This window comes from Planomonospora sp. ID67723 (genome assembly GCF_015711605.1).
Taxonomy (GTDB): domain Bacteria; phylum Actinomycetota; class Actinomycetes; order Streptosporangiales; family Streptosporangiaceae; genus Planomonospora_A.
In genome coordinates this window covers 561758-574603 of record NZ_JABTEZ010000004.1, presented here as the reverse complement: position 1 = coordinate 574603, position 12846 = coordinate 561758, and the positions used below count along the sequence as shown (strand labels likewise).

Here is a 12846-nt window from a genome sequence, read left to right as displayed (position 1 = left end):
GGGACGATGGAGTGGACGATCCAGGAGCTCGCGGCGAGGGCCGGCATCACCAGCCGCGCGCTGCGTCACTACGACCGCGTCGGGCTCCTGGCCCCGTCCCGGGTCGGCGCGAACGGGTACCGCTACTACGACTCCACAGCGGTCGCCCGGCTCCAGCGGATCCTGCTCATGCGCCGGCTCGGCATGGGCTTGCCGGCCATCGCCGGGGTCCTGGCCGACGAAGTGGACCCGTGCGACGGGCTCCGCGCCCACATCGCCGCGCTGGAAGAGGAACGGGACCGCATCGAACGGCAGATCCGGTCTGTGCGTCACACGCTCGAGGCCCTGCAGGCGGGGGCGGAACCGCGGATGGACGTCATGTTGGCGGGGTTCAACGACCGCTACAAGGACGAGGTGATCTCACGCTGGGGCGAGCGCGCGTTCCAAGTGAGCAACGACTGGTGGCACGGCAAGACCCTCGACCAGCAGCGGGCCTGGAAGCAGGCCGCCGAAGACCTCGTCGCCGCATGGGTCGCCGCAGCGAAGGCCGGGGTTTCCCCGACATCGGAACACGCCCGGTCACTGGCTGCCCGGCACGTCCGGTGGCTGGGCCAGATCCCGGGCACCCCCACGGCCGAGGGCGACCGGGAGCGCTCGATCGAGATGGTGAGATGCCTGGGAGACATGTACGTCGACGACCCCCGCTTCGCCGGCATGTACGACGACGCCGCGGGGGCGACGTTCGTCCGGGACGCACTGCAGGCGTACGCGCGGACCCGGATGTAGCTCGTGCGGTTCGCGGGAATGACCGGTTCTGCGAGATCCGGTCACCGCCCGCCGGACGTCCGGTTCGTTTCTGAGTTTCGTTCTCAGAACCTCTTGCGCAACCGGGTTCTCGGAACGCCGTCCGCACGGGGTTCTGAGAACCGTACACCTCGGCCAACGCTTCGATCTCGATCACGTCGTCTCCTTGATTCGGGGAACCCCGGCCCCGGCTTGCGGGGCCGGGGCCGGTGATCAGAGCTCGTCGAGAACCTCGATGTCGTCAGCGGTGACCTCCCGGGCCACCGCGAACGCCGCGGCGGCCACGGTGGTGCCGGGCAGCGTCTGGCGGGCCGCGGCCAGGCTGGCGGCCGAATCCCAACGCCAGACGCCGACCCATGTCTCGTCGTCGAGCCGGCCGAGGCGCGCCTCGGTGAGGCCCGGCAGAGCGGCTCTGGTCGCCGAGACCAGGGCCGCGTGCCGGGCTCGAACCTGGGCGGCGTCGGCGGGATCGGCCTGGAAGCGGGTGACACTGATGACCGTCATTGCTAGACCTTCTCTCTAGAGTTGACTTCTAGTGAATGAATCTAGAGATAGACTCTAGCCATGAGTGATGTCAAGCAGCCGAGCAAACGAACGCAGAAGGCGAAGGAGACGCGCCGGCGCATCCTGCAGGCGGCACTCGAGCTGTTCGTGCGGGACGGCTATGGCGCGACGAATCTCCAGGACGTCGCCGACAAGGCCGGAGTCGCGGTGCAGACGATCTACTTCGTCTTCGGAAACAAGCGCGCCCTGCTGAAGGAACTGGTCGACGTGACGATCGCCGGTGACGACGAACCGGTGTCCACGATGGACCGGCCGTGGTACCGAGCGGCCCTGGCCGCCGACACCGCCCAGGACATGTTGCGCGCCTACGTTACGGGCACGAGCGCGATCCTGCAGCGGGTCGCGCCGATCGGACAGGTCTTGGAGGCGGCGGCCGCGAGCGATCCCGAAGTCGCCGCCTTGTGGCCGCACGATGTCGATCCGCGTTACGTCGTCCAGCAGGAGGCGGCCAAGGCACTGGTCGGCAAGCCGGGCGCACGGGCGGATATGCCGGTGGAGGAGGTCGCCGATCTGCTGTACGGGCTGCTCAGCCCGGAGCTGTACCTCCTGTTCGTCCGTGAGCGCGGCTGGTCGCGCGAGCGCTGGGACGGCTGGGTCGGCGAGACCCTGCGCGGCCAGCTCTGCCAGACCTGACCGGGCCGGACCGGCCTGCGCCGGTCAGCCCCGGCGGCGGGTGCGGTAGGCGGCGGTCTTGGCGGGGCGGCGCAGGCGGCACTGCAGCGACGCCGCGTGGCCGCCGGGTCCGCGCCCGTGCCGGACCGCCTCCTTGATCTCCGCAGCTCGTCCACGAGATCATGCATGGGCGTCTCCAGCCCTACCGCAGCCATCCACCAGACCCCGGACGGCTGATCCGCAGATGGAGCACCGCTGCGGATCGACCGGAATTCGCTGCGCCACCGGGGCTTGGGGGACACTGGGCCGAGTACCCCACCCGAAGGAAGAGCATGAATGCACGTTCCGAGGCGGGCAGCCGCCTCACCGCCCTGGGCACGCAGTTGCTCGAAGTGCATATCTGGCTCCGCGAGATGCTGGAAGACCTCCAGGACAGCATCGACGACTACTTCGACGGCAGGGGGCTTCCGCCACGGGACCTGCGTGCCCACTGCCTCTCCTTCTGCACGGCGTTGACGCGCCACCACACCGGCGAGGACAAAGACGCGTTCCCGGCGATCGCCGAGGAGTTCCCTGAGCTGCGCAAGGTGCTCTCCGACCTGCGCACGGACCACAACCAGCTGGACTGGCTGCTGGGGAATCTACAGAAACTGCTCGACTCCCTCCCGGAGAAGCCGGACCCGGCCACGGCCTCCAAGGTGCGCGAGGAGGTGGAGGCGCTGTCGGCGGTCATGCAGACGCACTTCATCTACGAGGAAAAGAAACTGATCTCCGTGCTCAATTCGATGGATGTGCCCGAGTGGCGCGAGAACCGGCCCGGGTTCCTGCTGATCGACGACGAAGACGAGCCCCGGACTCCTTCTCGGTGAGGGTCCGCACCGGGAGAACGGCCGATCCGGACACCGGACGCGTGTTCCTGCTGCCGGTCGAGCGCACCGGAGCGGGCGAACAGTCACCGGTGCCGTGCCTCGGCGATCGTATGGGCGTCCCCGGACTCCATCACGATCTCGCTCACGGGTCCGCGCTCTATGATCGCCGTCGGCAGGACGCAGCCCGTCGCGGACGGCGGATCGAACGGTGGGACACAGTATGATCGAGGAGTTGCTCCAAGACGTCATGGCGACCGCGTACGGCGAGTGGACGCCGGAGAACGGGTGTACCGGCACCGAGATCGCCGCGGCTGAGGACCGCCTCGGGATCGGCCTGCCGGACGCCTTGCGCGCCTACTACGCAGTGGCCGGGCTGCACGCGGAGATGATGGGGGCCGACGGGCACCAGCACACCCTTCGGATGAGCGCCCCCGAGCGCCTCGTGGTCGAGGGCGGGTGGCTGATCTTCTGCGGGGAGAACCAGTGGCCCGCGCAGTGGAGCACGCACCCGGACGACGACGACAGGCCCGACCCGCGCGTCCACGGCCGGACCGGACCCGGGGAGAAGTGGTTCAGCGAGTCCCGCTCGCTGTCGGCTTTTCTGATCAACGTCGCCTGCCGGCAGGCCGTGATGTCGCTGCCGTACCAGGCCACCTGCCGGCTGCGGAAAGGGCAGTTGGAGACCGTCGAGTCACTGCTCGGCTACGTCGGCTCGCGGGAAGCCTGCCGGGGCGGCGACTGGCTGAGCTTCCTCGACCGGCCGACCCGGACCCTGGCCAGTTACTCCTTCATCACCTCGACGGTACGTGTCGGAGCGACGGCGCCCGATGCGCTCGCGTCCTTCCAGGAGCGGTCGGGCCTTCGGCTCAAGGCGGCCGAGGGCCGGGGGCCGGCTGCCCGGCCGTGACCGGCCCGGCTCTCAACCTGCCGTGACCCAGCGGATGAGGATCCAGCGATAGTCCGGCTGGACCGGACGGCCGCATCCCCGCGCATTCCACTCGGTTGAGCGCACCCGCAAACAGCCAGAACATGATCGGACCGAAGCCGCCGACGGCAACCGTCCGGCACCGGTGAGGCACTGGTCCTGCCACGCCCATTCGGTGGACTGGGCACCGGCCAGAGGGAAGAGCGCCGACCGGTATCCCGTCCGGCCACAACTCCGACGGTTCGTCTCACCTGCCGTCTGGGCCTGCCGATGAAGGGAGGTCGGAGTTCATGGAAGAAACGGACAACCCTCATGCGTTCCCCCTCTCGTCTGGCCGCCGCGCTGGCCGCCGGCGCCACCACCGCGGCCCTGGTCGCCGTCCCCGCTCTCAGTGCCCAGGCCGCGGTCAAGGATGACGGCCTGCAATTGGTCGTGCCGACCCTGGCGGCGATGCTGCCCGGCCAGCAAGGCTGGGTCAGCGCCATGTGGAAGGCCACCACCGATGTGTGTGATGTGAAGGTCACCGCCACCGCGCCGGGACTGACCGTCGGCTACCCGGCCAACACCGCCACCTACACCTCGCTGTACGACAGCTCCGCGCTGCTGACCGACGCCATGGACTTCACCGCGCTCAACCTCGCCGTCCCTGCCGGCGCCTCCGGGCCGGTGAGGGTCACCCTGAACATCTCCTACACCCAGCTGCCTCCCGGCCAGGCCAAGAAAGACGACGCCGGCATCACGCAGAAGTTCGACTGCAAGGGCCCCAAGGGCAGCCAGAGCCTCACCGCGACGCTGCCCATCGGCTCGGCCTCCGGCGCGGCGGTGGTGCAGAAGACCAGCGCCGTCACCGTCACCAAGGACGCCCCGGCCTGGGTAAAGATCGCCTTTGAGGGCCGCGAGGTGGGCGTGGACGACTTCCGCCTCACCCTGACCGCGCCGCGGGGCCTGGAGGTCATCTACCCGGACGAGAAGACCTCGGCCGGCCTGCACACCGGCAACGCGCTGGCGGTGGCCCGGGAGGACTTCGCCGCGGTTCGCCTGGACGCCTCCGGCCTGGCCGCCGGCACCTACGCCGTGCCGGTGCACGTCACCTACACCGGCGGCAGCTACGACGGCGAACTCACCGTCACCGTTCAGTAACGCCCATCCGCCGAGCCGGGCCCCGTAGCCCCGGGGCCCGGCCGCCCGGATCCCTTCGCCCCGCATCGATCACCGCAGGAGACCGCCGACGTGAAAAGCCGTACCGTAGCCCTGATCATCGCTGTGCCGATCATTGTCGCCGCGACCACCATCACCCTCCACCTGCTCACCTCCTTCGGCACGGTCGGCCGGCAGGCCGCCGCCGCACCGGTCGCACCCAGCACCGTGCCGGCCGAGCCGGTCGCCGCCACGGCTCCGGCCGGTCCGGCCGTCGCGCAGACGCCCGAGGAGCTCTTCCTGTCGGTCACCGCCGCGCACCTGTGCACGGTGCAGTCGACCGTCTACACCGATCCGGCGGCGATGGCCGAGGCGTATGCCGCCGCCCCCGACTACCCGGCGGGCCTGACCGAGGACCAGGCCGCGCAGCTGCGCCAGCGCCTGACCGACGACGGCGCGTTCTCCGCCCGGCTGACCCAGCGGCTGGCCGACACCTGCCAGCCTGCGGCCACTCCGTAACCGGGTCGATGCGCATGTGCTCGGCCATCGCCCAGCCGACGATGCGCCGGGAGCGCACGTCCAAGACCACGGCGAGGTAGACGAAGCCCTGCCGGGCCGGCACATGGGTGACGTCGGCGGCCTGGACCCGGTTCGGCTCACCTGCCGCCGCTCAGGTCGGTCAAGCCGCCTCGGGCGGTGGTGAATCGATCGGCAGGCACACGGTGAAGACGGTGCCGCCGCCGTCGCGGGGCGCGGCGGTGATGGTGCCGCCGTGTGCTTCCACGATGGCCTTGGTGATGGCCAAACCGAGACCGGTGCCCTTGATGCCGGCGTCTTTCGCGGTGGAGGCGCGGAAGAACCGCGAGAACAACCGGTCGTACTGCTCGGGCGGGATGCCGATGCCGGTGTCGGCGACCGTGAGCACGACCGCCTCTCCCACGCAGGCGTCGCCGGCGGCGGCGAGGGTGATGGTGACGGTTCCTCCTGAGGGCGTGTATTTGATCGCATTCGACAGCAGGTTGTCGGCCAGCTGACGGATCCGTACCGGATCGGCGTGCACCCGCAAGGCCGGGGTCAGCTCGGCGCTGATGGTCAGCTGTTTGGCCGCGGCCGCGGGCCGGTGGTCGTCGACGGCCTCACGCAGCAGGCCGGTCAGCGCGACCAGTCGCGGATCGATGCCGATGCCGCCGGCCTTCAGGCGGGCCAGGTCCAGCAGGTCGTCGACCAGGCGCTGCAGGTGGGTGCTCTTGCGGTCGATGACGTCGGCGAAGGAGCGCTGCTCGCCGCTCAGGGCCTCATTGTCCAGCAGCAGTTCGGCGTAGCCGCGGATGGCGCCGATGGGGTTGCGCAGTTCGTGGGTGACCATCGCCATCAGCTCGTCCTTCATCGCGTCCAGCTGGCGCAGCCGCCGCACCTGCTGCTGTTCTTGGGCCAGCAGGTACTCACGCTGCTCGGCCAGCCGGCGGCGCTCGGTGATGTCGGTGGAGATGCCGTCGACCAGCAGCCGGTCGCCCTCGCGGCGCGACATGCCGCGCATCCAGATCCAGCGGGTGACGCCGTCCAGGCCGATGAGACGGTATTCGGCCTCAGCCTTCCCGCCCGAGGCGGTGGCGGCCTGGAAGGCGGCCATGGTCGAGCGGTCGTCAGGATGGACCTGGCGCATGACGAGCTCGGACGGATCGACGCCGGCGGGGATCGGGCCGCCGAGCAGCTTGCTCAGGTTCGGGCTGACCAGGGTCCGGCTTGAGCCGTCCGGCCCGATCTCGGTGGTCCACACATCATCGTCGAGCTGGGCGATGATCCGCTCGAACCGGCGGCGGCTTTCGGCCAGCTCCAGCGCGAGTTCCTCGGCGCGGCGGCGTTCCATGTAGCGGCCCACATGCGCGCAGATGCTGTCCAGCAGGGCGACCAGGTCCTCGTCGGCCTCTTGGGCGGTGTCGGTGAAGAAGGCCAGCACGCCGTGCACCTGGTCACCGCTGTGGATCGGCAGGCCGATGGCCGCGTGCAGGCCCGCGCGCATCGCCTGGGGCTTGCGGGTGAAATTGCGGGGATCGGTGGCCAGGTCCTCCACCCACATCACGCGGCCGCTGTCCCACACCAGCCCGGCCAGCCCCTGGCGGCGGGCGAAGGTGAGCGGCTCGCAGCTGGTGAAGGCCGACACGTCCCGCCCGGGCCGATGCCAGGAGGCGGTGCGGGTGATGCCGCTTCGGCTGGGCTGGACCTGCCAGTACTCGCCGCAGGTCCAGCCCAGCGCGCCGGTGATGGCGGCCAGCACGCCGGCGGCGGCCTCCTGACTGGAGCCGGCCTCGGCCAGCACCCGTACCACGGCGTGATGCGCTTCACGCAAAACCTGCATGCGGCGCTGGGCGGTGATGTCGTGCAGCACCGCATGACACAGCGACCCGTCCTGCTCGGCGTCGACCTGCACGATCATCTCGGCGGGGAACTCCCGCCCGGACCGATCGACCGCGGTCAGCTCCAGCCGCTGCCCGAGCGGAGACGACCCGCTCTCCTCCCGCACCCGGCGTTGTATCTGCTCCCAGTCCGAACGCAGCCGCTGCGGGCTGATCAGCGCACCGGCCTGACAGCCGGCGGCCTCGGCGGCCGACCAGCCGAACAGATGCTCGGCCGCGGCGTTCCACGCCGTCACCGCCCCGGAGACGTCGAAGGAGATCACCGCCTCCGGCACCCGGTCCAGCACCGCCTGCGCTCGGGCCAGCCGCGCCTCGATCTCCGCCTCCACCATCGCGGCCAGATCCCCCAGCGTGCCCAGCTGCTCGGTGCTCCACTGCCGGGGCTGATCATCGATCACGCACAGCACGCCCAGCACCTGACCGCCGCCGGACCGCAGAGGCACTCCGGCATAGGCCGCCGGCTGCCCGCCGGAGACGGCCTCGACCGCGCGCCAGCGCGCATCGGCCCGCGCGTCCGCCACGGTCAGCGGCGCATCGTCGACCACGATGCGCTGGCACATCGACTGCGACAAAGGACTGTGCCCTGCCTGCCGCCGGTCGGCGGGCCCGGCCGCGCTGACCACGACCTGGCGGTCGACGTCGATCAGCGAGACCATCGCCACCGGCGCCCGCAGCCACTGGGTCGCCAGCCGGGTCACCCGATCCAGCAGCGGCACCTCGCTCGCCTCCATCAGGCCGGTGGCGTGCAGCACCCGCAGCCGCCGCGTGTCCTGGATGCGATCTGTCGCCGGCATGGTCTCATCTCCCCCGCGAATCCGGCCCCTTGTCGGCCCTTTGTACACCTGGGTTCGTACCCTCGCCTACCAGCCACGTTACGCACCCGGCAGCGCCGGGCGATCCGCCCCCTCCAAGATCAAAAGTTTCGGGTCTGCGACGCAGGCTTCAGCGCGGCCTTCTCCTCACCCTGAGGTGGAACTTCGAGTGAGCGGCACCGGCTGCACGGTGTGCGTCCCGGGCGATTTCAGGGCCCCGGCAGGTGAGCCGGGGCGAACAGGCGCAGGTGCAGGGCCTCGGCTGCCGGGGTTCCACACGCAGGTCCGTGACCGCCGGGATTCTGAGGTGCCCCCGTCTTCTGTGAAGAGACCGGCCGGTGACTGTTTGCCGTATCTATGATGAGGAAGTGCGGAAACGCGTCGGCCGCAGCCGGCTGGGAGTGTGGCTCCTCGCCGTCGCCGTAGCGGTGTTCGCCATGATCCGGCGGTTCCGGTTCGCTTCACCGCCGAGCGAGCCATGCGCGCCACCCGTCGTCGACGACTCTCCGCCGGCGCAGCCGACGACCGTGGCGTCTCGGATCCGCAGGTCCGGGCTATTGATCGGCGTCGGGGTCCCGTTGCTCGCGGTAAGCATCGGCATGGGATGCATCGCGTGGGGTCAGTACGCCATCGCGACCGTGCAACCGCCCCGGCTGACGTCCGAAGGCTCCGTAACGGTGTACGTGCCTCCCGACGTCCAGGGCGTCGAGCCCAAAGCGGTCGTCGCCCAGATGAACCTGACCCCTGACCGCTACAGCATGAGGCTCTTCCTGCAGATACACCCACGCGTGTGGAGATCCGCCTGCGTTCCCTACGTGGTCAGCCTGTACGGCTCCGCGCGGTTGGCGTCTCCCGAGCCACGGCTCATTGATCAGGGCGTCGTCATCGAGGGCAACACCTGGCGCCGCACCGCAGAGGAACTGCTGGTTCGCGGATCGGCCTGTCCTGGACGCTCCGCGGACGGTCAGGACCCCGGTCGGCTGTACGGAAGCGTCGGATGGCCTCTGGCCGGGCCGACCGTGATACAGCAGGGCAGTTGGACGGCCCTCGCCATCCCCTCGCTCGCGGTGCGGACCGGTGACCGGGAGGACTTTTCCGCCATGGTCCGGGACTTCGACAGCGGTTCGCCCCATGGGCTGGGGACGACGTATTCCGCCGACGCCGAGTGCACCGTGGACCTGGGGCCTCTGGGGCCCGTCGACCGGCTGGAAGCCGCGGCTCCGCCGCTCGACGGGCCCGGGCTTCGCTGGCTGACTTGCGAGAAGCCCATGACGGCCCTGCTCGTGTCGATCCCGCTCAAGGCCGACGCGGATCGAGCACTGTTCTGGGCGGGCCTGTCCGGCGGACTTGCCTTTTCGCTGCTTCTCTTCATCCTGCAGCTCATCGTGCAGGCGCTTCTCGATTCGTGACCAGGAACAGCGCTCCCCGAAAAGAGCTCGACGACCACCCAGCTGACCGAGGCCGGCTGCATCCGGATCTTCACCGACCGCGCCGAGCTCGCAAGGCGCTGGACTGCCTGCGCCGCCGCGCCACGGCGTCGGCTTCCGATCGCTGCAAGAAGCCCGCGACCTGTCCGCGCGGGTCAATCCACCCATGGAGCACGAGCTAATGTGGATGGCCGATCGCGTCCGTGTCCTTCCGAACCCGCAGGAACCGGGGTTTCCGCAACCTGGACTCCCGGAGATCGGGCGAAAACGGATACGGCTCGGTCGGTATCCGAAGCTTCGGGGCCGCCTCGCCTCTCCCCGGCGCTCCGGAAGTATCGGGCCGCGTAGGCCTGGCCTCCAGGCGTCGGCCCTTCAGCAGCGACCGATCGGCCGGTGGCGATAGCGGGTCGGCACGTGGTGCGTTGCCTCATCCAGCGCTCCGATGCGGGCGGCAGCTGGCGGTGCTGCCCGAAGACTCGGTCGACGACGGCGACCTGCTCGGCGTGAACTCAAGCGACAGGGACCATCGCCCGCCGGAAAACCGTTTGAGCCTCCCTTCCGCGTTCCCATAGGTTGCCCACGGCCCCGTTGCAGTGAGGACAGAGGACAAAACCGCGTGACCCCGCCTGCTCTTTAGACCTGACGCCTTCTTCCGCTCACCTTCAAGCCGACCCTCCCGTCGGCTCCGCCGGGCTGCCCGTGTGCGCCCGGTCATACAGCGTTCGAGGCCGCGCGCAATCGGCCTCGTGTCAGGTCTAGAGAGATCATGTCTTCACAACCTCATACTGTGCTGCCCTGGGTCGTTCGTCGGACCAGGCTGCCTCTGCTGTCGTTGCGGTGCGTGGACTGTCGGTCGGAGTCGGCCACCACCGGCGAGGGCAGGTTCCGCGTCAATGCCAACGGCAAGCTGCTGGACGTGTGGCTGCTGGTCCGCTGCGTGTCCTGCGACCGGACGAGCAAGCTCACCGTGCACGAGCGGGCTCCGGTCAGATCCTTCGATCCGGCCGAGCTCGACGGCTACCACGCCGACGATCCGGGGCTGGTGGCGTCCAAGCTGTTGGATCCGCTCCTCGCCCGGCGCAACCGCTTCACCCTGGACTGGGAGGGGGCCTGGCGGCTGGACACCCCGTCGGTACGGTCCGACGAGGCGTGGCCGGTCCACGTGGATGTCGTCTTCGAGGATCCGGTACCGGTGCGCCCGGAGCGGCTCATCGCGCAGGGGCTCGGCCTCAGCAGGAACGAGGTGCTGCGCCGGATCAAGTGCGACATCCCGCTGCGCCGTCCGACGAGCGCCGGGTTCACCTTCACCGTGATGGCCGGGGACTAGCGGGAATCCGGCCGCGGCGCGCGGTCCCCTCAAGCATCCGTGCGAAATACGCCTCGTCCAGCGGCGGCTCCGGCGGTATGGAGTCGCCCAGGGCGGCCACCGCCGCGCGGGGGCGAGCTCCACCCTGAGAGGCGGGCACTCCTGGTCGACCTGGGCGCGGACCGGCTGTAGCCGGTCCGCGCCCAGCTGTCCGATCACCTGGCTGGCAGGACAGCTTTCCATCCCCCGCAGCGGCTTGGATCAGGCGTACTTCTGCACCCACATGTTGATCGTGTGGGACTTGGGGCTGAGGGAAACGACGGCACGGAACTGACCCGGCCGGCCGTTGTTGATCCTGATTCGGTGGTACATCTTCCCGCCGACGCAGTAACCGCTGCTGCTCCCACCCGCGGTCAGCCAGATGCCGGCGCGCTTGAACTGGAAGTACGCTTTCGCCCGCGTGCCGTCACCGCCGTTCCAGCATTGAACCACGATCTGCAGGATCTTGGTCCTGTCCGACCGGGTGGCGCTGACCAGCTTCTTGGTGTTCTTGTTGCCGTACCAGATGGTGGACCAGCGGGCCTGAGCCGATACCTCGCCTGCGTCAGTCTCCAGGGGACCTTCCACCTCCGACAGGGGAGAAGGATCTTGGGCGTCGGAGACCGCCTCGGCCGACGTGGGTGTCGGCGTGGGCTCGGAGCCGACCGCATAGGCCGCCGTCGGGATGAAAAGGCCCGTGGCGAGCGCGCCGGCAACCATAGTGGTGCGAAGGTGTCTCATCGTGCTTCCTCTCAGTTCGTCGTCCTGGACGTGGGACAGTCCAGCGCTGTTCAGCGTTCGGTGGAGGAGCCCTCGCGCACCGGCCGTGAGGGCTGATTCCCGCCCTCTGCCTCGAGGCACGGCCCGGAGAGGCCGGCACAACGAGGCGAGCGGCCGGATCGGGCCGTACCGTCTGTTCATGGGGGACAGGGCACGTACCTGCCGACGGTGCAGCCCGCAGCGGCGATAACCGCACATCCAGGTTCTGTCCGCTAAACCCGATACCCTGAGCCGGGCAACCACCCGGCGAGCCGGTCATCGGCCGCGCGGGCAGTGTGATTCGAGTGCCGCTATCCGATCATGCCGGGCCGCCGTGCACAGCCATGCAGCCACCGCACCCCGTCGTCAACATGGCCGCTGAGCTGCGCAGTGCGGCTTCGGTCCGTCCTTGGCCTGTCCCCAACGATGAGGTTCACTTCTCCTCGCCCCCTGAGCCCTGTCACGGGATTTCGTGCGGTAGGTGATGGCTTTCCCCTTGCTGCCGAACACCGTCCTCACGCTATGAGCGATGCCGGTAAAGGTCGTCAAGCTGAGGCGGTAATCATGGGTTCCTTCTCGCGGTAACCCGCCGGGGGATTCGCAACTTTCGCGGTATTCGGGCTGAACTTTCGCAGGACACTCCCCGCTCCCCTGCAGGGACAGATTCGACAACCAGCGCGGTCTGCTCGCCTTCGCCGCGCACGCGATCGGCAGAAGCGCCGCCGCGCGCATCGCCGGACATCTGCACGCCGACCTGCCGGGCCTGGAGCGTGCCCAGCTCATGCTCGAAGAGCTCCTTCCGCTGGACGAGGACCGCCGCGTCGAAGTCGACGTGTGGCTGGCGTGTCGGGTGCGCTCGCGCGTCGATGAGTCCCTGGCGGAGCTGCGCGGCACCGGATGGGCGGGCGAACGCCACATCTGCCGCCTCGCGGTCGCCTCCTGTCACGACACGCCGTCGCCCGAGATCGGAAAGGAGTTCGCCGATGCCGGCATGGAACGGCAGGCAGCGCGGCTCCATGTGTTCATGGACGGTCTGACGCTGCAGACGGCGGCCTACTCCCGCAACTTCACCCGCAGGGCATCCGCACAATCGTCCGTGAAGAGCTGCGCCTGCTGACCGAGGCGCGGCGACCTTCCGCGGAGAAGGATTCCGGTGGCCCGAAGCCCCGCCCGGGAACCTGCTGAGATCGGTCCTGCTG

The 12846-nt window shown here is 69.5% G+C and carries 12 protein-coding genes and 1 pseudogene; 9 read left to right on the top strand and 4 right to left on the bottom strand.

The genetic code is table 11. The features are described from left to right. Positions 1-6: 6 nt before the first annotated feature. Positions 7-765: a MerR family transcriptional regulator gene (locus HS041_RS29355; protein ID WP_196444069.1), complete on the top strand. Its 759-nt coding sequence runs from the start codon at positions 7-9 to the stop codon at positions 763-765. Between the two features lie 231 nt (positions 766-996). On the opposite strand, the gene HS041_RS29350 is transcribed toward HS041_RS29355, so the two are convergent. After that, positions 997-1287 carry an antibiotic biosynthesis monooxygenase gene (locus tag HS041_RS29350; protein WP_196444068.1) on the bottom strand — a complete coding sequence of 97 codons (291 nt, stop codon included), beginning with the start codon at positions 1285-1287 and terminating at the stop codon, positions 997-999. A 60-nt stretch (positions 1288-1347) separates the two neighbouring features. On the opposite strand from HS041_RS29350, the gene HS041_RS29345 reads away from it, so the two are divergent. The 5 genes from HS041_RS29345 to HS041_RS29325 all read left to right on the top strand — a co-directional run bounded on the left by HS041_RS29345 (position 1348) and on the right by HS041_RS29325 (position 5409). After that, positions 1348-1980, top strand: coding sequence for a TetR/AcrR family transcriptional regulator (locus tag HS041_RS29345; RefSeq protein WP_196444067.1), 633 nt, complete (start codon positions 1348-1350; stop codon positions 1978-1980). A gap of 311 nt (positions 1981-2291) precedes the next feature. Beyond that, entirely contained in the window at positions 2292-2828 is a 537-nt protein-coding gene (locus HS041_RS29340) for a hemerythrin domain-containing protein (protein ID WP_196444066.1), read from the top strand. A 208-nt stretch (positions 2829-3036) separates the two neighbouring features. Next, positions 3037-3735 (top strand): SMI1/KNR4 family protein, encoded by a 699-nt coding sequence (locus HS041_RS29335; RefSeq protein ID WP_196444065.1) that lies wholly within the window; start codon positions 3037-3039, stop codon positions 3733-3735. A gap of 330 nt (positions 3736-4065) precedes the next feature. Continuing rightward, positions 4066-4893: a hypothetical protein gene (locus HS041_RS29330; protein ID WP_196444064.1), complete on the top strand. Its 828-nt coding sequence runs from the start codon at positions 4066-4068 to the stop codon at positions 4891-4893. Between the two features lie 90 nt (positions 4894-4983). Beyond that, entirely contained in the window at positions 4984-5409 is a 426-nt protein-coding gene (locus HS041_RS29325) for a hypothetical protein (RefSeq protein ID WP_196444063.1), read from the top strand. A gap of 13 nt (positions 5410-5422) precedes the next feature. Here HS041_RS29325 and HS041_RS38805 read toward each other — a convergent pair. Both HS041_RS38805 and HS041_RS29320 read right to left on the bottom strand, forming a co-directional pair. Next, positions 5423-5536, bottom strand: a pseudogene (locus tag HS041_RS38805) (DDE-type integrase/transposase/recombinase); the annotation flags it as partial. Positions 5537-5569: 33 nt separating this feature from the next. Beyond that, the gene (locus HS041_RS29320) at positions 5570-8098 is read right to left on the bottom strand and encodes an ATP-binding protein (protein ID WP_196444062.1); all 2529 of its coding nucleotides are present in this window, start codon (positions 8096-8098) and stop codon (positions 5570-5572) included. 386 nt (positions 8099-8484) lie between these two features. Here HS041_RS29320 and HS041_RS29315 point away from each other — a divergent pair, with 386 nt between their 5' ends. Then, positions 8485-9525: a hypothetical protein gene (locus HS041_RS29315; RefSeq protein WP_196444061.1), complete on the top strand. Its 1041-nt coding sequence runs from the start codon at positions 8485-8487 to the stop codon at positions 9523-9525. Positions 9526-10309: 784 nt separating this feature from the next. After that, positions 10310-10870: a DUF1062 domain-containing protein gene (locus HS041_RS29310; RefSeq protein WP_196444060.1), complete on the top strand. Its 561-nt coding sequence runs from the start codon at positions 10310-10312 to the stop codon at positions 10868-10870. A gap of 240 nt (positions 10871-11110) precedes the next feature. On the opposite strand, the gene HS041_RS29305 is transcribed toward HS041_RS29310, so the two are convergent. Next, positions 11111-11629: a hypothetical protein gene (locus HS041_RS29305; RefSeq protein ID WP_196444059.1), complete on the bottom strand. Its 519-nt coding sequence runs from the start codon at positions 11627-11629 to the stop codon at positions 11111-11113. Positions 11630-12329: 700 nt separating this feature from the next. Here HS041_RS29305 and HS041_RS29300 point away from each other — a divergent pair. Then, on the top strand, positions 12330-12764 hold the full coding sequence (locus HS041_RS29300) for a TetR family transcriptional regulator C-terminal domain-containing protein (protein ID WP_307845527.1): 435 nt from the start codon (positions 12330-12332) through the stop codon (positions 12762-12764). The last annotated feature ends 82 nt before the right edge of the window (positions 12765-12846 follow it).